Source organism: Streptomyces sp. NPDC048192 (assembly GCF_043202415.1).
Lineage (GTDB): Bacteria > Actinomycetota > Actinomycetes > Streptomycetales > Streptomycetaceae > Streptomyces.
In genome coordinates this window covers 176,632-198,343 of sequence record NZ_JBIDAL010000011.1, presented here as the reverse complement: position 1 = coordinate 198,343, position 21,712 = coordinate 176,632, and the positions used below count along the sequence as shown (strand labels likewise).

At 69.8% G+C, this 21,712-nt stretch carries 21 protein-coding genes and 1 pseudogene; 9 read left to right on the top strand and 13 right to left on the bottom strand.

The features are described from left to right. Nucleotides 1-14 precede the first annotated feature (14 nt). The 6 genes from ACGFZN_RS24965 to ACGFZN_RS24940 all read right to left on the bottom strand — a co-directional run bounded on the left by ACGFZN_RS24965 (nucleotide 15) and on the right by ACGFZN_RS24940 (nucleotide 5,239). Nucleotides 15-341 (bottom strand): hypothetical protein, encoded by a 327-nt coding sequence (locus ACGFZN_RS24965; protein ID WP_393860698.1) that lies wholly within the window; start codon nucleotides 339-341, stop codon nucleotides 15-17. A gap of 522 nt (nucleotides 342-863) precedes the next feature. Then, nucleotides 864-1,436 (bottom strand): hypothetical protein, encoded by a 573-nt coding sequence (locus tag ACGFZN_RS24960; protein ID WP_393860697.1) that lies wholly within the window; start codon nucleotides 1,434-1,436, stop codon nucleotides 864-866. After that, on the bottom strand, nucleotides 1,426-1,935 hold the full coding sequence (locus ACGFZN_RS24955; protein WP_393860696.1) for an RNA polymerase sigma factor: 510 nt from the start codon (nucleotides 1,933-1,935) through the stop codon (nucleotides 1,426-1,428). Before ACGFZN_RS24955 ends, ACGFZN_RS24960 begins: the two co-directional genes overlap by 11 nt. A gap of 94 nt (nucleotides 1,936-2,029) precedes the next feature. Beyond that, nucleotides 2,030-2,251, bottom strand: a complete 222-nt coding sequence (locus ACGFZN_RS24950) for a hypothetical protein (RefSeq protein ID WP_393860695.1) — start codon at nucleotides 2,249-2,251, stop codon at nucleotides 2,030-2,032. A gap of 231 nt (nucleotides 2,252-2,482) precedes the next feature. Next, the gene (locus ACGFZN_RS24945) at nucleotides 2,483-3,925 is read right to left on the bottom strand and encodes a PQQ-binding-like beta-propeller repeat protein (RefSeq protein ID WP_393860694.1); all 1,443 of its coding nucleotides are present in this window, start codon (nucleotides 3,923-3,925) and stop codon (nucleotides 2,483-2,485) included. Between the two features lie 306 nt (nucleotides 3,926-4,231). Next, the gene (locus tag ACGFZN_RS24940; protein WP_393860693.1) at nucleotides 4,232-5,239 is read right to left on the bottom strand and encodes a glycoside hydrolase family 26 protein; all 1,008 of its coding nucleotides are present in this window, start codon (nucleotides 5,237-5,239) and stop codon (nucleotides 4,232-4,234) included. 221 nt (nucleotides 5,240-5,460) lie between these two features. Here ACGFZN_RS24940 and ACGFZN_RS24935 point away from each other — a divergent pair, with 221 nt between their 5' ends. The 4 genes and pseudogenes from ACGFZN_RS24935 to ACGFZN_RS24920 form a co-directional block, all read left to right on the top strand. Next, complete coding sequence (locus tag ACGFZN_RS24935) at nucleotides 5,461-5,901, top strand: hypothetical protein (RefSeq protein ID WP_393860692.1); 441 nt, start codon at nucleotides 5,461-5,463, stop codon at nucleotides 5,899-5,901. A gap of 25 nt (nucleotides 5,902-5,926) precedes the next feature. Continuing rightward, a complete protein-coding gene (locus tag ACGFZN_RS24930; protein WP_393860691.1) occupies nucleotides 5,927-8,101 on the top strand; it encodes a glycosyltransferase in 2,175 nt (724 codons plus the stop codon). Then, the gene (locus ACGFZN_RS24925; RefSeq protein WP_393860690.1) at nucleotides 8,098-9,366 is read left to right on the top strand and encodes an acyltransferase; all 1,269 of its coding nucleotides are present in this window, start codon (nucleotides 8,098-8,100) and stop codon (nucleotides 9,364-9,366) included. Before ACGFZN_RS24930 ends, ACGFZN_RS24925 begins: the two co-directional genes overlap by 4 nt. A 102-nt stretch (nucleotides 9,367-9,468) precedes the next feature. Next, nucleotides 9,469-9,840: pseudogene (locus ACGFZN_RS24920) on the top strand (hypothetical protein); the annotation flags it as partial. Between the two features lie 126 nt (nucleotides 9,841-9,966). Here ACGFZN_RS24920 and ACGFZN_RS24915 read toward each other — a convergent pair. Next, nucleotides 9,967-10,500, bottom strand: a complete 534-nt coding sequence (locus tag ACGFZN_RS24915; RefSeq protein ID WP_393860689.1) for a lamin tail domain-containing protein — start codon at nucleotides 10,498-10,500, stop codon at nucleotides 9,967-9,969. A gap of 728 nt (nucleotides 10,501-11,228) precedes the next feature. Here ACGFZN_RS24915 and ACGFZN_RS24910 point away from each other — a divergent pair. Beyond that, the gene (locus ACGFZN_RS24910) at nucleotides 11,229-11,651 is read left to right on the top strand and encodes a DUF4259 domain-containing protein (protein ID WP_393860688.1); all 423 of its coding nucleotides are present in this window, start codon (nucleotides 11,229-11,231) and stop codon (nucleotides 11,649-11,651) included. A gap of 124 nt (nucleotides 11,652-11,775) precedes the next feature. Here the strand turns inward: ACGFZN_RS24910 and ACGFZN_RS24905 are convergent, their stop codons facing one another. Together ACGFZN_RS24905 and ACGFZN_RS24900 are read right to left on the bottom strand one after the other, a co-directional pair. Further along, a complete protein-coding gene (locus ACGFZN_RS24905; RefSeq protein ID WP_393860687.1) occupies nucleotides 11,776-12,279 on the bottom strand; it encodes a hypothetical protein in 504 nt (167 codons plus the stop codon). Nucleotides 12,280-12,919: 640 nt separating this feature from the next. Further along, nucleotides 12,920-13,327, bottom strand: a complete 408-nt coding sequence (locus tag ACGFZN_RS24900) for a hypothetical protein (RefSeq protein ID WP_393860686.1) — start codon at nucleotides 13,325-13,327, stop codon at nucleotides 12,920-12,922. Between the two features lie 4 nt (nucleotides 13,328-13,331). Between ACGFZN_RS24900 and ACGFZN_RS24895 the strand changes: the two genes are divergently transcribed. Both ACGFZN_RS24895 and ACGFZN_RS24890 read left to right on the top strand, forming a co-directional pair. Continuing rightward, nucleotides 13,332-13,418 (top strand): DUF3761 domain-containing protein, encoded by an 87-nt coding sequence (locus ACGFZN_RS24895; RefSeq protein WP_225075656.1) that lies wholly within the window; start codon nucleotides 13,332-13,334, stop codon nucleotides 13,416-13,418. An 8-nt stretch (nucleotides 13,419-13,426) separates the two neighbouring features. Continuing rightward, nucleotides 13,427-13,921 carry a hypothetical protein gene (locus tag ACGFZN_RS24890; protein WP_393860685.1) on the top strand — a complete coding sequence of 165 codons (495 nt, stop codon included), beginning with the start codon at nucleotides 13,427-13,429 and terminating at the stop codon, nucleotides 13,919-13,921. 86 nt (nucleotides 13,922-14,007) lie between these two features. Here the strand turns inward: ACGFZN_RS24890 and ACGFZN_RS24885 are convergent, their stop codons facing one another. Further along, a complete protein-coding gene (locus ACGFZN_RS24885) occupies nucleotides 14,008-14,790 on the bottom strand; it encodes a helix-turn-helix domain-containing protein (protein WP_393860684.1) in 783 nt (260 codons plus the stop codon). 86 nt (nucleotides 14,791-14,876) lie between these two features. On the opposite strand from ACGFZN_RS24885, the gene ACGFZN_RS24880 reads away from it, so the two are divergent. Then, the gene (locus ACGFZN_RS24880; protein ID WP_393860683.1) at nucleotides 14,877-15,851 is read left to right on the top strand and encodes an LLM class flavin-dependent oxidoreductase; all 975 of its coding nucleotides are present in this window, start codon (nucleotides 14,877-14,879) and stop codon (nucleotides 15,849-15,851) included. Between the two features lie 1,082 nt (nucleotides 15,852-16,933). Then, nucleotides 16,934-17,659 carry a dienelactone hydrolase family protein gene (locus ACGFZN_RS24875; protein WP_393860682.1) on the top strand — a complete coding sequence of 242 codons (726 nt, stop codon included), beginning with the start codon at nucleotides 16,934-16,936 and terminating at the stop codon, nucleotides 17,657-17,659. Nucleotides 17,660-18,225: 566 nt separating this feature from the next. On the opposite strand, the gene ACGFZN_RS24870 is transcribed toward ACGFZN_RS24875, so the two are convergent. The 3 genes from ACGFZN_RS24870 to ACGFZN_RS24860 form a co-directional block, all read right to left on the bottom strand. Continuing rightward, complete coding sequence (locus tag ACGFZN_RS24870; protein WP_393860681.1) at nucleotides 18,226-18,690, bottom strand: hypothetical protein; 465 nt, start codon at nucleotides 18,688-18,690, stop codon at nucleotides 18,226-18,228. A gap of 402 nt (nucleotides 18,691-19,092) precedes the next feature. Further along, nucleotides 19,093-20,235, bottom strand: coding sequence for an FAD-dependent oxidoreductase (locus tag ACGFZN_RS24865; RefSeq protein WP_393860680.1), 1,143 nt, complete (start codon nucleotides 20,233-20,235; stop codon nucleotides 19,093-19,095). 227 nt (nucleotides 20,236-20,462) lie between these two features. Next, nucleotides 20,463-21,158 carry a TetR/AcrR family transcriptional regulator gene (locus ACGFZN_RS24860; RefSeq protein ID WP_393860679.1) on the bottom strand — a complete coding sequence of 232 codons (696 nt, stop codon included), beginning with the start codon at nucleotides 21,156-21,158 and terminating at the stop codon, nucleotides 20,463-20,465. Nucleotides 21,159-21,712: the final 554 nt, after the last annotated feature.

Genomic DNA, 21,712 nt, shown 5'->3' with positions numbered 1-21,712 from the left:
CGCGGGTGTCTCAGTCACGGCTTTGCCCTGCGGCGGTGCATGCGTGGCCGATCGATGATTTCGATGTACATGATCCGGTCGTCCACGACATCCAGGGCCAGGACGCCTTCCGGGGAGAGGAGGGGCACACAGCGATGACCCGCGCCGAACGGTTGTCCTTGGGGGTGTTCTGCGGTCCGGATGCTCTGGCAGAAGGCGTCGCCGCAGTCACACTCACCGATCAGACGAACATCTCGCACGCCGGCGGCCAACCCGGCTTCCCCTGCCTCCGCCAGGAGGGTGGCCAGCTCGGCGATCAGGTCCGGGAAGACCTCGCGAACGAGGGGATAGTCCTGCTCCACGATGAGGAGGGTATCGGCTTCCTGGGCCGGTCACAGAACCATTCAGCCTGATCGCCGAGTCCCTCGCCGTCCACGGAACGCCGTCCCCCCTCCTCCGCGCCCCCGCCTTGCCGCAGGCCCTCGGCCTGCCATCGAACGTCGTAGGCCTGCGCCGTTTCATGGAGGAGCTGCGGCGGCAGTTCAGTGATCCCGACCTGTGCGCCGCGCTCCCCTCTCTACCGCGAGGTCATGAGCGCCGGCGTGCTGTACCCCCACCGCTACGGACCCGTCATGCGCGACCTGATCATCGAGTGCACGGACCGGCTCGCCACAGTCCTCCGCAAGCTCGGCCTGGGTGACGACCAGGCCCGGACGCAGCCCACCCTCCTCGCTGGCGCCGTCCTCGGCCTCCTGATCGCCCCCTCTGGCGGACGATCACTGGGACCGGGCCGACACCGGCTTTCCCCAATCTCCTCGACACACTGGAGCTCGGCCAGCACTCCGGGGAGTGCCCCAGGCGGCCCGTCGGGACCAGAAGAAGGCTCACACCAGGACCCCGATGGCGGTGGGCGTCCCGTCGTCCGCGTACAGCTTCAGCAGGAGCGGTTCCGCACGGCCCAGTTCTCTCCTCACGTCCTCCAAGCGCTCCATCGGCTCGAAGTCCAGTTGCCCGCGCTGGTCGGCGCGGACGAAGACCGTCTTACGCAAGGTGCTGTCCAAGGTGCGGGCCAGCCTTCGCGCCCGCGCCAGCAGATCGAACGCGTCCGGTCCGCCCAGCGTCCTGCGGGCGATGCCCTGGAACAGACGGCTCACCTGGTCCCCCGCGTTGCGGAGCAGATCGCGGCTGCGGGTGTCCATGAGCCGTTCCTGCAGCCAGCCGTCGATCTCGCGGAGGTCACGACCCACCTGGTCGAAGAGCCTCAACAGCGCCTGTGCCTGCGGGTTGTCCACCGATGGAACGCACTCGCGATCATCGAACCGAGCCGAGCGGAGGGCCGCCAGGAGTTCCGTTCGGCTGCGTGCGACATCCAGTCGGGAGGCCACGACGTCCGCTACGTCGTCGTACGCGGAACGCAGCAGTGCGTCGAGCCGGGTGTCGCTGTCGTCAGTGGCCATCGCGATCCCCTTCCTTCAGGCCGAGTTCCGCCTTCAGCCGGGCACGGGCCCGGCTGCGGTTGGTCTTCACCGCCGCGACCGTGGTGCCGAGGGCCGCGGCGATCTCCGCCACGGTGGACTCCTCGGGGTCCCAGGCCATGACCTCGCGCTGGGCCCGCGGTAAGCGGGCGATGGCCTCGCGCACGCGACGCTGCATGTCCCGGTACTCCACCTGTTCCACGGAACGGTCGTCGAGAGGCGAGTCGACTTCGTCGGACGCGATCTGCTGCCGGCGTCCACGGCCGTACCGGACGTGGACACGCGTGCACACGGTTCTCAGCCAGGCTTTCTTGTTGGCGATCGCGTCCCACTGCGGCAGGGCCGCGATGAACGCCTCCTGTACGACGTCGGCGGCCTCCTCGTAGGGAGATCCGAGCTTCATCACATGAGCGATGAGGCGCCCCACGTTCTCACGGTAGAAATGGGTGAAGTCGGCTCCATGGGCCGTCTCGAGCACCATGGCCCTCGATCGTTCGGCCGGGTCGGCCGGGTCGGCCGCGCACCCTGCGCCCGCGCCGGGAGGGGCCGTCCCCACGCCTTGCTGTTTCTCCAGGTCACTCATGGCTCCCCCCACCCGCTCCCCCCGCTCCGCCGATCTCGATCCGAAGCTCGTCCTCGGAGCGTCGTTCGACCAGCACACTGCCCGGGGGCAACTGGCGGACGCGTTCGTTGACACCCCGCTGGTAGAGCTGCGTCAGCCGGACCCGGGTCCGGCTGACGATCCACCTTTTGGCGAGCTGCCCGGTCAGCACCAGCGCCGTCGAGGCCAATGCCATCACGGTCTCCGGCATTCCGGTCCCCTCCGTCGGAGTTCCACGCGACGCCCCCAGCAGCATCGCCCACACCCATAAGTGCGCGGAGAGTGCCCGCAGGTGACAACGCGCAGGCCGGACGCGGTGTATGCGAGAGTTCGGGGGCCGGAGACCGGCGCGCGCGCACCCGCGCGCGGGCGCATACGCGGACCTGGACGCCCGCCTGGCAGCACTCGGCCTGATCAGCCGGATGCCCTACCGGTACAGCCGCACGCCGCCGTTCGACCCGAGGGCGTTGAGTTCCAGCACGCCGCCCGGGGTGACGTACACCGTGCCGGAGGTGAAGCTCCACTTGCCGGTCCCCGTGGGCAGACCCGCGACCGGGGTGGTGTCGCCGGTGCGCCGGTCGATGGTGACGAGCTGCGGCGTGCCCGAGGTGGTGACGGCGTACACCTTGCCGTCCGTGCCGGACGTGGTGACGGCGAGGACGGCGGAGCGGTGGGTCCAGAGTTTCGCGCCGGTGACGGTGTCGAAGCCGTCGATCACCGTGCTGCCGGAGGCCGAGGCCGGGGTGACCAGAACGTTGCCGTAGAGCCGGGCGGAGTGGTCGGCGTCGGTGTTGTTGCCGCTGGTGAGTTCGTCGTCGCCCACGGCCAGTTTCCGGCCGGTCCCGGTGGCGCCGAAGACCCGCACGGCGTCCTGGTGCGCGGTGTGCACGGCGGCGACCAGCGGCGAGCCGGACAGGACGTGCGTCACGTCCGAGTGGGCGCTCTCGGACTTGCGCCAGATCACTTTTCCGGTCCTGCCGTCGTACGCGGTGAGCGTGAACCTGTTCTTCTGGTCGAGGCAGAAGTCGTCCACCAGCACGACGCCGTCGGCGCCCCAGTCGTAGGCGTTGCAGTAGTGACCGCGGGCCTTGTAGGCCCATACGCGGCTGCCGGTGCGGACGTCGACACCGCCGAGGTAGTTCTCGCTGACGACGGTGGCGACGTTGCCCTGCACGTAGGTTGCGGCGATGGCCGCCGCACGGTGCTTCTTGCCGGTCAGCGGCATGGACCAGAGGACCTTTCCGGTGGACGCCTTGACGCCGGCCAGCCAGGTGCAGGTGCTGCCGTCCTTGCCGAAGGCGACCGTGCCGATGCCCTGGGCGCTGAGCGTCGGGGACATCGCGCAGGGCACGGCGCCGCGCTCGGCGGCCGTGGCGGAGGTGGCGGCGTGCCACGTTTCCTTGCCGTCGGTGAGGTCGTAGGCGCGCAGGCCGCCGCGGGTACCGGCCCGGATGAGCAGCTTGTCGGTGAGCCAGCTGCCGACCAGCGCGTCGTCGGCGGCGGGTGCCGGGATCTGCCACGCCTGCGTGAGGTTCTTCGAGGCGACGGCGGCGGCGTCGCCCTGCTTGAGCCAGACGGCGGCGGCTCCGCCGGCGGCGAGGAGGACGGCAAGGGCGAGGGAGACCCTGCCTGTCAGCCTGGTCCTCCTCGCTCGTTTGCCGTTCGGGGCTGCGAGGGGTCGCGGTTGCGCGGTGGCAGGCCCGGGGCGGCGGGGGGCCGCCGGGGCGGGGACGGTGCTCGCCGTGGACGGGTGTCCGGGCGCCTGGTCCGTCGGTTCGTCGCTGGGCTGGGTGGGCGAGGGTGTCGGGCGACGCGGCTCGCGCATGTCCTCGTGGGCGCCGGCGCGGGGCTGGGGGAACCGCAGGGGCATGGTGGAGTCCCACCGCGTGCCGGGGGAGCTGCCGTTCGGCTCCGCCGGCGAGCGGTTGTCCCACGGACCGGCGGGCTCTGTCTGCTGCCGCTCCCCGTAGGGCCGCGGGCCGGCAGCCGGTGTACGAGGCCGGAAGGCCCAGCCGTGATCCTCCTGCGGAGCCCCTTGGCCCGGCGACGATTCGGTCGTCATCTCCCTGATCTCCCCTGGTCGGGCACTCGTACCCGCATGCGCCATCCGTACTGGTGCGTGATGATAAAGGTCGTCTTCTACGGGCTTGCGCCCCGCTTCCCTGCTCGCGCTGGATCAGCCGCTCTTGAACGAGTGACCGAAGCCGTTGCGGGTCGACTCCACCTGGAACGCGGCGAGCGCACCCGTCGAGGTGCTGATCCGCCAGTCCATCAACTGCTTGCCGCCCGGCCAGTCCTTGCGCTGGTCGTACCAGACGAGCCCGATGACGCCGGCTTTCGCGGCGCCTTGGAACAGGTCGCGGATGTGCGCCTCTTTCCGGTCGCTCTGCGCGACCCCGGTCTCCGCGATCAGCACCGGCTTGCTGGAGAAGCCCGCGATCTGGCGCAGGGTGGGGGTGAACAGGCTGGAGAAGGCGGTGCCGTCGATCGGCCCGTAGTACCCGATGAGGCCGACCCAGTCGACGTAGGCGCTGCCCGGGTAGTAGGGGCGCAGCTTGGCGGTCGTGCCCGAGTCGACCACGTGCGGGGTCCACACCCAGATGACGTTGGTGACGCCCTGCGCGGTGAAGATGTCGTGCACGTGCTTCCACGACGCGACGAAGTCGGCGGGCTTGGCGTGCCGGGGGCCCCAGGAGTTCCACGGGCCGTTCATCTCGCCGGCGAAGGAGAGGGCCAACGGGCCGTCGTAGGCGGCGATCTGGCCCGCGAGCCGGCGGATGTAGGCGTCTTCCTTGCCCTTGGCGATGTCGGCGAGCGAGATGTCGGAGGGCACCAGGGCCATCATGGGCAGCTGGCCGTGCTGCCACAGGAAGGCGTTGCCCTCCGTGTCGAAGTCGTCGCCCCAGGAGCTGTAGTACTCGCGGATGTCGGGGGCTCGCCCCGCTTCCTTGGAGAAGGTGGTGACGATGCCGTACTGCCAGGGTGTCTTGTCGTCGACGACACCCAGTGCGCGGCCGGAGGGCCTGAGCATGGACGAGACATGGAAGTGCTTGGCCAGGGCGCTGTGGCCGCCGGCTCCGGCGCTGCCCCCGCTTCCCAGGCCGCAGGCGCCCATGAGGAACGTGGCGGCGACCGCCAGGATCGCGGCGAGCGTCAGACGGCTGCGGCGGCGGGCTGTGGCCATGCGTGAAGGTCCGTTCGGGCTGAGGGCAAGCGACGTTGCGCGAACTCTACGAGACCCGCGTGACATTCATTGAATCTTCATAATACTCTTGTTACATGATCGAGCACGGGTCGGATAACCTCCTGCTCCTGACGCATTGATCACTTTTCTGCACGACTCGTCCCTTTTCGGTAGCACCGAGCCGACAGTCGTCACCCGATGAAGGAAGCTCGAGGCTGTCGATGAGCAGTGCCTCCACGGAGGTCGAGGCGGCTCCCGTCTTTGTGGACCAGACCGGTCTGCGTGGCCGCCGTCTGCGCGGTCTCGGCTGGCTGTTGGGCATGGTCTGCACCGGGTTGGTGGTGGCGATGATCTCCGGCCTGGTCGGAACCCAGTCGCAGGCACCCGCGCTCACCGTCCCCGGCACCGCGGACACCACACCGCCCAGCCAGTACCTGAACGCGCCACTGCCCGCGGCTCCCGGCGCGGCCAGGAGCACCACCGCCGCAGCGGCCACACCCGGCGCCCCCGCGTCCGTCACCGCACCGGCGGCCGGCACGGCGGCGTCGGCTGCCGTGACCGCCGCCGCTCCGGCGGTCACACCCGACGCCACCCCGTCAGACACCGCGACACCGGCGGCCGGTACGGCGGCGTCAGGTGCCGCGACCGCCGCCGCGCAGTAGCCCGACGCGACCGACCAGGAAGTCCATGTCCCGCTCCCGCCGTCACCGCTCCCGGCAGTCCATAGCCCGGCCGCGCCGACTCGCCGCACCGCCCCTGCGCTTCTTTCTGCCGGTGACCGTACTGGCGACCCTGCTCGCGCTGATGGTGCTGCGGGGCATGGCGAACAACGAGGTCTTCCACGACGAGCGCATCGCCGTTTCCGTGGACAAGGGCACCGTCCCGACCAGCGTGCTGGAGGGCGGCCCGATCGTCGACGCACGCGGCGACAAGAACAGCAAGCCGGTCAACTACACGATCCCGGACAAGACCGTCGTCCTCTCCTTCGACGACGGGCCGTCCGCCCAGTGGACGCCGAAGATCCTCAAGGTGCTGAAGGACGAGGACGTCCGCGCCGACTTCTTCGTCACCGGATCGATGGTCACCCGCAATCCGGCGCTGATCCGTCAGATCGTGGCCGACGGCCATGAGATCGGCGTGCACACCTTCACCCACCCCGACCTCGCGCTGCACTCCGGTACCCGGCTCACCTGGGAGCTGGGCGAGACCCAGCTCGCACTGGCCGGCGTCGCCGGCATCCACTCCAGCCTGTTCCGCCCGCCCTACTCCTCCACCGTCGACGCGCTGGACGACTGGTCGTGGCCGGTGACGAAGCAGGCCGGTGCGGAGGGATATCTGACCGCCTTCATCGACAAGGACACCGACGACTGGAAGCGCCCCGGCGTCGATTCCATCGTCAAGGCCGCCATGCCCGATCTGCCCGGCCAGGGCGAGATGATCCTGCTGCACGACGCGGGCGGCAACCGGGCGCAGACACTGGCCGCGCTGCCGGTCATCATCGACAAGCTCAAGTCCCAGGGATACACCTTCAAGACCATCGGCGAGGCGCTCGGCAGCGGCTCCGCCAACACCCAGGTCACCAGCTACAACCTGTGGCTCGGCAAGGCGTTCCTGTGGTGCACCACCTTCTCGGTGTGGCTGATGCCCTGGCTGGTCGGTCTGCTCGCGGTCGTCGGCGTCCTCGTCATGGCGCGGTTCGCGTTGATGCTGGTGCTCTCCGCGATCCATGTGCGGCGCACCCGCAAACCGGACTTCTCCTGGGGCGAGCCGGTCACCGAACCGGTCACCGTGGTGGTACCCGCGTACAACGAGCAGGAGTGCATCACCAACACGCTGCTGTCACTGGCCAGAAGCGACCATCCCATCGAAGTGATCGTGGTCGACGACGGATCGACCGACGACACCTCCGCCATCGTGGAGGAACTCGGCCTGCCGATGGTCCGGCTGATCCGGCAGCCGAACAGCGGGAAGTCCGTCGCCCTCAACACCGGTGTGGCCGCTGCCTCCTACGACCTGATCGTCATGATGGACGGCGACACGGTCTTCGAACCGTCCACCGTCCGGGAGCTGGTGCAGCCCTTCGGCGACCCGCGGATCGGCGCGGTGGCCGGCAACGCCAAGGTCGGCAACCGCGACACACTGATCGGCGCCTGGCAGCACATCGAGTACGTCATGGGCTTCAACCTCGACCGCCGCATGTACGACGTGCTCAACTGCATGCCGACCATCCCCGGTGCCGTGGGCGCCTTCCGCCGTACGGCACTGCAGCAGGTCGGCGGCATGAGCGACGACACGCTCGCCGAGGACACCGACGTGACCATGGGCCTGCACCGGGCCGGCTGGAAGATCGTGTACGCCGAGAACGCCCGCGCCTGGACCGAGGCGCCCGTCAGCATGAAGCAGCTGTGGTCGCAGCGCTACCGCTGGAGCTACGGCACCATGCAGGCGATGTGGAAGCACCGGCACGCTCTGCTGGAGCGCGGCCCGGCCGGCCACTTCGGCCGCGTGGGCCTGCCGTTCGTCGCCCTGTTCATGGTGGTCACCCCGCTGCTCGCGCCCGCCATCGACATCGGCATGGTCTACGGCGTCGTCTTCGTCGACGCGTACAAGACCTTGGCCGCCTGGTTCGCGGTGATGGCCCTGCAGGCCGTCTGCGCCTGGTGGTCCTTCCACCTGGACAGGGAGAAGGCGTGGCATCTGATCACCCTCCCGGCCCAGCAGGTGGTCTACCGGGTGCTCATGTACATGGTGCTGATGCAGTCCGCCATCACCGCTCTGACCGGGGGCCGGTTGCGCTGGCAGAAGCTGCGGCGCACCGGCGAGGTGGGTCTCGACGTCACGACGGGGGCGATGTCTTCATGAGTACCGCGGAACCGGGTGCCTTCGGCATCCAGGACTCCTCCGAGACCGTCACCCTGCGGGTGATGGACCCTGCCGCGCTTCCCGCGCAGCGCGCCCCGCAGCCCGATGCGGCCGCACCGGCGCCCGCGCGCAAGCCCGGCCGTGACCGCTACCTCGACCTGCTGCGGGCGCTCGCCCTGGTCCGCGTCGTGGTGTACCACAACTTCAGCTGGACCTGGCTGCCGATCGTCTTTCCCTCCATGGGCGTCATGTTCGCGCTGGCCGGGTCGCTGATGGCGCGGTCCCTCAGCCGGCCGGCGCTGAGCGTGATCCGCGGCCGGCTGCGCCGCCTGCTGCCACCGATGTGGCTGTTCGGTGCGGTCGTGGTGCCGCTGATGCTCCTGGAAGGCTGGAGGCCCGACACACACCACCCCAACTGGTGGTGGGGCGACCTTGCCTACTGGGTCCTGCCGCTCAGCGAGCCGCCGTTCGGGGCGTCGCTGCACACCTTCGGCGGGCACCTGCCGAGTTCCTGGGCCGAGCAGATCTGCGTGCCGCTGTGGTACCTGCGCGCCTACCTCTGGTACGTGCTGCTGTCGCCGCTCATGCTCAAGGCGATGCGCAAGCTGCCCTGGGTCACCCTGCTGGTCCCGCTGGCGCTCGCGTTCCTCATCAACTCCGGCCTGGTCGAGCAGTCCGGCCGGCTGATGGAGGCCGCCACCGACTTCACCACCTTCGGAGCCTGCTGGCTGCTCGGCATGGCCCACCAGGAGGGGCTGCTGCGCAGGATCCCGCAGTACGTCGTGCCGTCCCTGGCACCGCTGGTCCTCATGTTCGGCTACTGGTGGCTGATGCGGTCCCCGATGGACAACCCCCGGACGGGGCACGACCTGGAAGCGGTGCCGGTCGCCCAGGCGATCTGGTCGTTCGGCGCGGTCATGCTGCTGCTCCACCTGAGCCCCTCCTGGGAGCAGTGGCCCAAACCACTGGAGCGGTTCAACGGCGTGATCAGCCTGCTGAACTCCCGCGCGGTCACCGTCTACCTGTGGCACTCCTTCGCGCTGGTGCTGACCGAGCCGCTGATCGACCCTCTGTGGAGCAACGCCTTCTTCTATGATCACGCGCAATGGCTGCTGGCGAGCCAGTGGACCCCGCTGGTGATCGCGGTGCCACTGATCTGCCTGGCGATCCTGCTCTTCGGCTGGATCGAGGACGTGGCCGCCAAGCGCCGCCCGCGGCTCTTCCCCTACCCGCGCCGCGCCAAGGGCCGCCGCCGCAGCCGGTAGAGGCCGCCGGCACCAGCCGATCGTCGCCGCAGTGTGCAGAGGGGGCGTTGACGGCGCGCGACGGGGACGGCCCTGGTCTTCCGGGGAGGGCCGCGTGCTCTCGTGGCCGCGTACCGGCACACCGACCTCACCTGGCGTCGGCCGGGCGCCGGCGAGCCAGGTGCCGCGCCGGCTCCCGGCGGCCGGGCCCGAGACCCGGGGAGGCCGAACTCGGCGAGCCGGCCGGCCAGATCCGCTCCCGCATCGGGCAGCTCACCGCTCGCCTCGGCGAACTCTCCGCGGAGGACTTGCGCATCACCCGCAGGACTCTCCTCGCCATCCCCGCCGGGTCACCAGCCGAGGTGCGGCGCGGGCCATCGGCCGTCCGTGCAGCACCTGCACCACCAAAAGCCCCATGACAAGTACGAGACCGCCAAGTGCAACGACGCCTCGCTGTCGTACTCGCGGCACTCCCAGGGCACCTGCTCCCATCACCACGGCGTTGCGCCACTGGGCCAAGTAGTCCCACGGGAGCACGCAGGGTGCCCCCATTCTGAAGGGAGGCACCCTGCGTGTTTTCGGCTTCGGCTCCGCGAGCCGTGTCAGTACCCGGCCGGCAGGTCAGCGACGGTGGCCTCCCCAGTGACCGCGGTCGCCTCCCCAGTGGTCCCGGTCGTCGCCGCGGTGGTCGCGGTCGTATCCCCAGGAGACGGCATCGATGAACCGGCCGTGGTCGTTGCGCAGGGTCGCGGTGTCACCGCGGTCGTCCCACACCTCGCGCCGCCGGTCCTGGTAGACGTCCGTGCGGGTGTCACGGCCATAGCCGGTGTGGACCCGGACCGTGGCACGCCCCTCGAGCCACACGTGGTGGAAGGTGTAGGTGCGGCCCTCGTCATCCGAGAGGGTCCAGCCGTCCAGGTTCACCCCGTGACGGGTAGCGTTGGTGATGTCCACCCACTCCTTGTTCAACGTCCAGTTCGAGCGGTCGTCACGGCCCGGGACGTCGTAGCGGACCTCGCTGATGTACACCACCGTATGCCGCGGGTGGCCGGAGTGGTGGTCGGCCGCCGAGGCCGGCAGCGCGACCGCGCCCAGAGCAGCGCCCGCGACGGCGGCGACAGCGGTCAGACGACGGACGGAAGAAGAAACGGACACAGAGGTCCCCCTTCGACAGTGCCGCCCTGCCGACCGCGGGACAGGAAAGCCGCAGGCCAACCGGGCGGGTTGTGCTGGTGCGCGACCGGTCGGCCGCACACCCACACCCTGCACGCCACTCCCCCGCAATGTGGAGGAAATGCGAACTGCATTACCGATTCAGCAGATTTCTGCAACTCACGGCTGTAATGACCATCTATGCCGTGAATGCATCGTGTTGACGAAATCTCGGGTCGAGCGGCCCCGGAAACAAGGGCACGAGGCCGCCGTCCGCCCACCCGCGCCACCCCACCGTCCCGAAGGCGTTCACCCGAAAGTGAGTAACAACCACGTCCCACGCGGTGTCGGCCTGCCGTCGGTACGAACATCGCGGTGGGCGACCCGGCGACGCAGGGCGTGGATGCCGGGCTGCCGGCACTGCTGCGGTGGACACGGTTGCGGCCCCTGGGACGGGCCGGGGCAGCGACGATGATCGGCCGCTGGCCTGCATCGTTGACCAGTGGCACGTGGCGCACGCCGGAAACCAGGCACGGATCATCGCCATGGGCCCACTCACGTATTCCGCGATCAACGAGCTCGCAGACGATCTCACTGCGGACGGGTGCAAGGACGTCGCGTAACGCCCGGCATGCGCGTGCCCGCCGAAGAAGACGAGTCCTGCTTGCTCGATCAGCGCTGTCAGTGCCCTTTGACACGATGCTCGGACATCCGAGCGATCAGGAGACACGATGGGCACCTGGGACACGGGCCACTTCGACAACGACGCCGCCGCAGACTTCTCGCACACACTGGACGAGGCCCCCGCAGCCGAGCGGGAGAGCATCGTGCGCCTCGCTCTTGTCCTCACCATCGACACCCAGGGGTATCTAGACAGCGACATAGCGGCCGAGGCTGTCGCGGCCGCTGCCCTCGTTGCCGCCCAATGCCCGACTGGAGAGCCCGTCACCACCGCCTACGGCCCACAGCGTCCCCTGCCGCAGCTCTCACCCGAACTGCGGGATCTTGCGATCCAGGCACTCGACCGAGTGATCACCGAGCCGTCCGAACTGCTGGAGCTGTGGGGCGAGACCGACCGCACCGGCCCTTGGCGAGAGAAAATTCAGCAACTGCGCACCACGCTTACCGACACCGGTCATCACGACCCTGCGTGATCGCTCCACAGGACCTGAGCCAGATGCGACACGCCTTCGCGCGACCAAGCCCGTGCGGTGAGGCGGGCGTTGACCGGCATCCCACCCGGCCGCGACCGGTAGCAATCAGCCCGCAGCACCGCCCTCACTGCCACAGGTCAGCTCCGTCGCGCCCGCTCGGATCCATGGTCAGGAGGTCTTCATGCAGGCCCGACAGAGCCCGCCCAGTCGCCGAGACCTCTTCACCCGACTCCATGACCACCCAGCCGGCCTCCACACCCGACACGTTCACATCACCACCGGCATCCAACTCGTCGAGCGTCGCGCACACCACTTCGTAGGCGACGGCTCGGGCCAACCGAACAAGGTCGTCCCGGTCCGCACCCGCGACAAGAAGGCGCTGCGCGGCGGGCAGTTGATCGAGTGAGGCCGGCTCGCTCCAGCCGTCGATAGCGCCCTGCCACAGGCTCCGCAGCAACACGAATCGCGCGAGCTGCGGAACGTTTTCCAAGACCTCCGACTTGATCAGCTCGATCGGATCAGTCACGCCGAGGACGCTGAACTGCGCAAGCAGCGACTCCGGGGCCGCTTTGCCTGGTACGTCCAGACCGCTCAGAAACTCCTGCCACGCTGGTTGAGGATCACTCACCGCAACAGCATGCCCTACCGGTCGGGAGGGATCAGAAGATCTGTCGGTGGCTCCTTCGCTGGCGGCGGCGAACCCCGCGCACAGCTGGCCCGGTGCGCTGACCTCCTGCTGCAGGGCGCAATCGATTCCGTCGCCCACAGTTGGGGGCGGCGGCAGGCGGCGATGGAGCACAGGCAGCCGAGTACCTGGACCAGACTTATCCGGGGGTTCATGTGCTGGCGGACCTGACCGACCGGCGTGCCCAGCGGTGAGAGCCATGGATGGAACACCTGTCGCGGGTGGCCGTCGAGATGGTGCCGGCCGAGTCTCCTGCACGCACCGCAAGGAGCGACCGCATCGCGTCATCGGTGTCAGCCCTGTCCACGGGACTCGCCAGCGAGTCGCGGTAGACATTGACCTCTGTCAATCTCCCGTTGTGCAGGCGGAGTCCGTCCAGCGGTGCGCGCGGCTGGCGCAGTGAATCCGGCTCCCGACTCGCATCGACCGGCACCCGGGCCGTGTCGGCGTACCGGGTCCGCGGCCGCCCGGTACACCTGCCTCCTTGGGTCACAAATGAATGACAGCTACACGAAATCTTCACACAGACATCACATCTACCGCTAGCTTCTTACCCTCAACTCACCCTCGGGGGACACATGAGCTACCCGTACATGCCACCGCCACCGCCACAGCCGCCCGTGCGTACAGCACCGAAGTGGGCGCGGAAGCGGTACGTGCTGCCCGCGATCGGCTTCGCCTTCTTCCTCGGCATCGGCGCCGGTGCCGACGGCCAGAACAGCGGGACGGATGCGAAGCCCGCGGCGGACAAGGTGAAGCCGGCGGTGACGGTCACGGCGACGGCGACGGAAACCGCGCAGCCGAAACCTGCACCGACGGTGACGGCGACGAAGACCGTCAAGGTGAAGGTCACCGTGACGGCACACGCGGCCGCGGCAGACTCGGGAAGCGGCGGGAGTTCGTCGGGCGGGTCGTCCGGGAGCGGGGGGTCGTCCGGGAGCGGCGGCTCCAGCTCGTCGGGGGGCTCTGCCGGTGCCGGGAACGGTGCCACGGCACTGTGCAACGACGGCACCTACTCGTACGCCGCTCATCATCAGGGCGCCTGCTCCCACCACGGCGGCGTGGCCGTCTTCTACAGGTAGGCGGGGTCATGTCTGACGTGATCGAACCCCCTGCTGCACCACCTTCGCCTGAGAACGCACCGACGTCAGGAAGACGCTGGGCTCATCCTCTCGTCACCGGCGTAGCCGGCCTGGTCATCGGGGCGGCCGGCGTCGGGTTGGCGTGGGGCCTGTCTGTCGGCGCGACGAGCGCTGTGAAGACGTTCACGTTGAAGGGCACGCTCACGCTGACGGGCGACAACGTGCCGTCCGGTGACGCTAGCCAGGACTGCACCGGTTACGAGGGATACGACGACATCGGTGCCGGAGCCGCCGTCACGGTGTACGACAACGCAGGCAAGGTCATCGCGCAGGGGGCGCTGGGCGTCGGCAGGTCGCACGACGCGGCATGCGTGTTCCATGTGGCCGTCCCCGGTGTGCCGAGCGGGCCCGAGTTCTACCAGGTGGAGGTCAGCCACCGAGGAAGACTCACCGTGTCCTCGACAGAGGCGAAGGCCGGTGGGTTCGCCGCCTCCCTCGGCTGAAGCTGCTCAAGGACGGGATCTCAGTCGTCGCCCTTCGAGTGGTTCTCTCCGGCATCTCGTGACAACGACGGCCGGTTCAAGGCCGATTACATGGTGCCGGGGGCCTGATCCGCGGCAGCACAGGCGCCCATCGGCCCGGCGGCCGCCGAAAGTGCCTCGGCTGTCGCCGCGTCGGCCGGCAGGAACGCCTCCAGCTTCAGCTCGGCAAGGGTGATGTCAACGGCGGTGGCGAAGGTGGTCACGGTCGTCATCAGGCGCAGCTCACCGTACGAGGTCTGCAGGTGGAGCGGGACCGCGAAACCCAGGAGCCCCGCGGACACGTCCAGTTGGGGAACGTACCCGGTGAGCTCGGCGCGCAGCTCTTCCAGGTGGCCGAGGCGTGCCACGATGTGGCGCGCCCATTCGGCGAGGTTGAGGATGCGCGGAGCCAGGCCGTCGGGGTGCAGCGCGAGGCGGTAAACGTTCGAGCCCGGGCCCACCAGCTCGGGGGCCGCACCCTCGGTGATCAGGTCGAATGCGGTGTTCGCGGCGATCAGGTCGCCGCGACGGTCCACGACCAGCGCCGGATACGGCAGGTGCCCGCGGAGGATGTGGTCGATCGCCGTGCGTACGGGAGCCAGCTCCGGGTCGTCGAGTGAGCTCTCGGGGTAGGCAGGTGCGTAACCCGCGGCCAACAGCAGCTCGTTGCGCTCCCGCAGCGGCAGTTCCAGCGACTCGGCCAGGCGCACGACCATGCTCCGGCCGGGAACGGACCTGCCCGATTCGATGAAGCTGAGATGGCGCTGCGTGGTGCCCGCCCGAAGTGCCAGGTCCAGCTGGCTGAGATGACGGCGGGTACGCCGTTCGCGAAGCGCACGAGGAAAGTCCACGGACCTGTTGTACTGGCGGCGGAGGGCCCCAGGCCATTCCCCGCAGGGAATTGTCGCCTCCCGCGCCGGTCGTGAACATCGCCGACATGGACATCGGTGTACTGCTTCCGACCGGAACCGCCCAGTGGGGCGCGGCTGACGACCCTCGCGAGCTGATCGCCTTCGGCCGCCAGGCCGAGCGCCTGGGCTTCTGCTCGCTCTTCGTCAACGACTCTCTGATCAGCCCGCGCATCGAGGCACTCACGATGCTGGCCGCGCTCGCCCCGGCGACCGAGGCCGTGACGCTGGGGACGGCTGCGCTGATGCCGTTCCTGCGTCGGCCGATTCAGGCCGCGCAGTCACTCGGGTCGATCGACGTACTGTCCGGGGGCCGGCTCACCGTGGCCGTCGGCGCCGGTTTCCCCGGCCGCTTCGGGCGGCCCCTCTACACGCTGTCCGAGGTGCCATGGGAAAGGCGCTTCGCCCGCCTGGACGAGACGGTCGCGCTGTGGCGGGCCCTGTGGGACGGCGCCACCGCCTTCCACGGTGACATCCTCCACTTCGATGACGTCCCGCCCACGACCAGGCCGTTCCAAGCCGGCGGCCCGCCCATCTGGCTAGGCGGCGCGACCCCCGCGGCGCAGGCCCGAACCGGCCGGACGTACGACGGGTGGCTGCCCTACCCGCCCGACCCCGCCGACTACGCGTCCGGCCTTCGCCATGTCCGCCAAGCGGCGGCCGACGCCGGGCGGGCAGCCGACGACATCACCCCCGCACTGTTCGTCACGGTACGGATCGACGACGACATCGACAACGGCCGCCGAGCGCTGGAGGCTTACGCACGGGCCGCCTACGGCATGCCGCTGGGGGAACTGGAGAGGATCCAGGCCGTCGTGACCGGCTCGACCGACCAAGTGCTCCAGCGCCTGGGACAGTACGTCACCGCCAGCGTCCGGCACATCGTAGCCCGACTCGGCGCCCTCGACCTGCGCTCTCAGCGTGACCAACTCGAACGGACCGCAGACCTGATCCCCGTTGTTCAGAAGGCAGCGGACCACGCCGCTGCCACGCATGGCTCCTGAGTCTGGCCGGCCGGCCCGAGTGATGACTGCGGAACAGCCCTTTGGTCCGCTGGTCCGCTGGTCCGCGGACTGCGGACTGCGGACTGCGGACTGCGGACTGCGGTCTGCGGTCTGCGTCGAAGGCATAGGCGGTGGCGCGGACGCTGCCGGAGCCACTGCTGAGCACTTCCCTGCCCGGCCCTGCCGGAGCTGCGGGCCTACCTCGACACACCGCTGCGAGACCGCGAAGGCCTCGCCGCAGCGGCTGAACTGGACGACTGGGCCCGCACCGAATCGCCCGTCCGGGAGGAGATCAAGCGCATCCGGACCCTGATCCGCCATGTCGAGACCGATATCGAAGGGCTCACGGACCACGAGCGTGAACAGATCCAGGAGGCCACCCGCACCCTGCGGAAGACCCGAACCGTCTCCCCGGAATGCCCGGCGTCCGGGCACCCGATCCGAACCTGCGGCCGGACTGCGACCCATGACCGCGTCACCGGGCCATCTGGCCTAGGCACGGGCCGCGGACTCCGAACACCGCCGGGCCCGAGTCTTCAAACCCCTCGACCAACTCGTCGCCACCTGTGAGGAGGTCACCGTCTCCGCTGTCGCCCGCGCGGCCGGTGTCCACCGCGGCCCGATTCATCGCCGCTGTGACCTGCACTCTGCCGTCCTGGCCCGCGCAGCCGAACCGCCGCCCGGTGCTGCCGCCGGGACCCAGGTCAGCCGCCGGTCGCTGCTGGCCACCGTCGCGAACCTCACCGCCCGCAACGGTCGTCTCTCCGCGCACATCACCCGGCTCGAACGACGCCTGTCCGAAGCGCCCGGACAGGCCGTCTGGAAAGCCTCCGGGCTCGGTGCCTCCGCCGACGTCGCATCACCCGCCCGCCGGATCGGCGAGTTGGAGCAGCGGATCCTCGACCTCCGCTCCGGTCCCGCCGAGCGCGACGAGGACCTCGCCGCCGCACGCGCCGCGAACCGGGACTTGATGGCTCAGCTGAACCGCTGACGGGATGGTTCCGGAATGCGACAGGGACCTGCCTTCTGCCAGCCGCAGAACCCCGGTCCGACCGGGCTCGACAATCACTACAGTCCAGCTCATGACGACGGTTACCACGCGCACGGTCGAATACGCGGCCGACGGCCTGGCGATGATCGGGCATCTTGCGCTCCCGGCCGGTGCCGGCCGCCGGCCCGCGGTCCTGGTCGGGCCCGAGGGAGTGGGGCTCAGCGACGTCGAGCGCCACCGGGCCGATGCGCTCGCCGAACTGGGATACGTGGCCCTGGCCTTCGACCTCCACGGCGGGCGCTATCTGAGCGACCCTGAGGAGATGCTGGCCCGTTGCATGCCGCTGCTCGCTGACCCCGACCGGATGCGGGGCATCGGCCACGCGGCGCTCGACGTGCTCCGCGCCGAGCCGCGGACCGACCCGGACCGGATCGCCGCCGTCGGCTACGGCACCGGGGGCGCCATCGCACTGGAACTCGGGCGCGACGGCGTCGACCTGCGCGCGATCGCGACAGTCAACGGACTGACCACGGGCCGTCCGGGCGAGACGGCGCGCATTCACTGCCCGGTCTGGGCCGGGGTCTGGTCGGAAGACCCGATCATGCCGCCCGCGCAACGGGACGCATTCACTGCCGAGATGCAGGCCGCGGGCGTCGACTGGCGCCTCGTGGTCTACGGCGGCGCCTTGCACGCCTTCCACCACCCACCGGTCGATCACACCGTGGTGCCCGGCGTCGGCTACCACCCTCAGCACGCACAGCGAGCTTGGCGGGACGTCGTCGACCTGCTCGCCGAGTGCCTGCCCATGACGGAGTGATCCGGTCGGCAAACGCGAATCCGGACCTCAAGCCGAAGGAGCCGCCCGGCGGCACACCGTCGAACCGGCTGAGCATGGACTCGGACGGTCGCGCTGCGGCCTGACCACCAAGAAGCTGCATCTGGCCGTCGAACAGCGGCAAGAGCCGATGTCGATCGTCATCACAGCGGGGCAGCGCGGCGACTCCCCGCAGTTCGAGCACCCTGAACAAGGTCCGCTTGCCTCGCATCGGGCCGGGCCGGCCGCGCACCCGACCCAATCGAGTCCGCGCGGACAGGGGTACACCTCCCGGAAGGACCGCGCCTGCCTGCGACGTCGCGGCATGCGTCCGCCGCACCGCCCCAGACGAGGTCGACCAGGCCCGGAACCGCAAGAAGCGCGGCTGCCGCGGCGGCCACCCACCGAAGTCCGACCCGATCGACTACCGCGCCCGCCACGCTGTCGAATGCCGCATCAACCCGCTCAAGAGGCACCGGTCCGTGGCCACGAGGTACGAGAGGCTGGCTGTGCGCTACGAGGCGACTGTCCTGGTCGCTGTGCCCAATGAGTGGCTGTGACCTGCGACGTCAGGTCAGGCTGCGGCGTGCCAGAGCGAGAAACTCCGCTTTGAACGGCTCGAGGCGCTCGGCCGGGTTCCCCTCCTCACGCTCCTGCCAGACCGCTTGATTCAGGGCGCGGGCGTAGGCCGTCGTCGGTGAGTGAAGGGCAGGAGCACACAGCAATTCGATGCTCTTCTCCGCTATCCGAAGACCGTCCATCGCGGGCCTGGCCGTCGCATACCAGTCATCACCGACCTCCCATCGAGGCGGCCGCGCATGCGCCACGCCCTCGGCCTCCAGCGCGCACCGGATGAACTCCAGCACGGTCCTGATCTGCTCGGCACGACGCTCCTCCGCCTGGGCCGCAGCCCTTCTTTGTTCTTCAGCCCGGTCGGCTGCCCGCTGCGTCGTGCGCTGGGTCAGATACGTCAACGCGCCACCTACAGCCACACCGACCATCGAAATCACCGGGGTCCAGAGGTCTGCTGCCACGGCCGACTACTACCAGTACCTGCCCACCGGCCGCCGCCGATCCTGCGAGACACGCTCGTCCGCTCAGAAACCGAGCCGCTCGAAGACCCACGCGGTCGTCGTGCTTCCCGGGCTCGAAAACCTCCTGCTCGTAGGGGGTGACGGCTGCGTCGAGGTCGCTGCCGTCACCGGTGATCGCTTCGGTGAGGGCGGTGGCCAGCCGGACGGTGTCGAGCAGGGCGAGGTTGGCGCTGGACGACGGGCCGGGGCCGGTCGGCGAACGGTGAACGGCGACGGCGGACGGCGCAGGCGGAGGGCGGACCGGCGGATGGCGCAGGCGGACGGCAGACAGCGGACAGCGGACAGCGGACAGCGGACAGCGGACAGCGGACAGCGGACAGCGGACAGCGGGCGGCTACGGCCTCACTGCCCGGCGGGGCCAGTGGTGAAGAACCCGATCATCTGCTCCAGGCCGTCCTTGCCGAACATGGTCTCCAAACTGGCGGCGGACTCGGCGGCGGAGGCTTCGCTGCGCGGGAAGAGAGCCGCCTCGTACGCGGCCAGGGCGGACTCGGTGTCGCCGGGGTAGGCGGCGAGGGCGAGGGCGAGTTCGGCGCCGTCGTACATGGCGAGGTTGGCGCCCTCACCGGCGAACGGGGACATCACGTGGGCGGCGTCGCCGAGCAGGGTGACACCGGGCACCCGGTCCCAGCGGTGGCCGACGGGCAGGGCGTGGATGCGGCGCGGTGTGATGGTCTCCGCGTCGGCGACCAGGCCCCGCAGGCCCTCGTCCCAGCCGTCGAAGTGGGCGAGGACGGCGGCCTTGGCGGCGGCGTGATCGCTGAAGTCGACCGTGTCGATCCACCCCTCGTCGGCCTTGAGCGCTGTGTAGACGTGCAGGCTGCCGTCGGTTTCGCGGTGAGCGAGGAAACCGCGCTCGTGCCCCAGGGCCATGAAGAAGCCGCCGCCGATGATCGCGGCGCTGTGCGGGTGGCGGGTGTCGGCCTCGTACAGGTCGCTCTCCCCGAAGGAGATGCCGGTGTAGGCGGGCTTGGCGTCGGAGAGCAGCGGCCGGACGCGCGACCAGGCGCCGTCGGCACCGATGAGGAGGTCGGTGGTGACGACCGATCCGTCGGCGAACGTCACCGCGTGGCGGCCGTCGCCCAGCGGACGGGTGCCTGTGACCTTGCGGCCCCAGCGGACGGTGCCCTCGGGCAGGGAGTTCAGCAGCAGGTCGCGCAGGTCGCCGCGGTCGACCTCGGGGCGGTCGCCGTCGCCGTCGTCCTCGCTGGAGATGTGGACGGTGCCGTCGGGGCCGAGCAGGCGCATCGCCTGGCCGCCCTCGTGCACGATCTTGAGGAAGTCGTCGTGCAGACCGGCGGCGCGCAGCGCCTTCTGCCCGTTCTCCTCGTGGATGTCGAGCATGCCGCCCTGCGTACGGGCCTGAGGACCTGGCTCCAGATCGAAGATCGCCGGCTCGATGCCGTTGACGTGCAGGACACGGGCGGCGGTCAGACCGCCGAGGCCGCCGCCGACGATCGCGACGGGAAAGTGGGGGGTGCTCATCGTGGGCCTCTTCTCGGAAAGGGGGACGCCGTATGCACCGGGCGAGGGGTTGCCGCCGGCACCGACTCGACGGGGCTGCGCAGTGGTGTCGCACCGATCCCTGGCAGCGATCCCCTCGGGCCGCTCCCTAACCTAGCGAACATGTTCGTAACGAACAAGTTCGTCCATGGTTGCCTGTCACCAAGGCCCTCCCCCGGCGGCGCGTTGGGCGTGCCGCCGGAAGGGACTCAGTCGGCCCGGCGAGGCACCGGCGTGCCCGTGATGCCGTTGACGAGGACGTCGAAGCTCCAGCGCATCCGCTCCTCGACCGTCCCGCCGATCAGATCCGGCATGTGCGCGGTGATCGCCGGGTGCGTGACCTCGTCGACGGCGTGCAGCGCGCGCACGGTGGCGTTCCAGTCGTCTTCGGAGGTGGGGTCGTGCTCGTGCGTCGACTGCTCCGCGGCGGTGGCCGTGGCGTCCTGGAGCAGCTTGTCCACGCCCCAGGCGACCTGGGCGCGGGGGGCGCCGCTGCGCGCGAGCAGGTCGAGGATCCGTTCCACCAGGCGCAGGTAGTTCTCGCCGCTCGGCCTGGCCACGAGCGCGGACCGGGCGAGCTGGGGGTGTGCGAAGAGGACCAGGGTGTACGACGTCATGACCGCGCGGAGCTGGTCCCGCCAGTCCTCACCGCCGCCACCGCCGCTCAGGTCCACCTCGCCCAGCAGCGCGTCCAGGACGGCCGCGTGCAGCTCGGCGGTGTTGGCGACGTAGACGTACAGGGAGGCCGGGCCGGTGTCCAGCTCCTGCGCCAGACGGCGCATCGTCACCTTCTCCAGCCCTTCGGCCCGCATGATCCGCACGGCCGTGTCCACGATCCAGCGCCGGGACAGGGCGGGCTTCGCCGGACGCTCCCGCCGACTGACCGGCTCTCTTCTCCCACTCATACGCCGATCGTAACGAACGCGTTCGAGGGAGTGACCGGCGCGAAGAACGGGCGTACCCGGCGAACACCGGCACGGAGCCTCCTTCTCAGCAGGCGTCAGGCCGGGCGATTGCTCGACCGCACGGACGGACGCGGTGAGCGAGGCGAAGTGCGCCGGCTGCTGGCAGCGGTCGTCGGTCAAGGACACGCCGACGTGCATCACGTCGTCGGCGACCCAGCTGGTGGACCGGTGGACAGGCGCGACGCGGCCGGAATCCTGATGCTGCACGCAGACCGGGTGCAGAACACTTGCCGCGACGGACCAGCCGGCGAGAGACAGCGACCGGCCGCAGGAAGCCATGGCGGAAGGGCCCTGCTGCGATGCCGCCCGCACGCGGCAGGGCCCATGCGTGTTCCGGATCGCCGGTCTCACTCGGGAGGGGAAGAACAGCAAGCTACGTGAGACGGCAAGCCAGGTCTGCGGACACGGCGGGCCGAGCACCAAACCGTGCCGCACCGTTGGCCACGACCGATCCAGCGGGTCCCGCCAGGGCGTTTGGAACGCCCGCTGCGCGG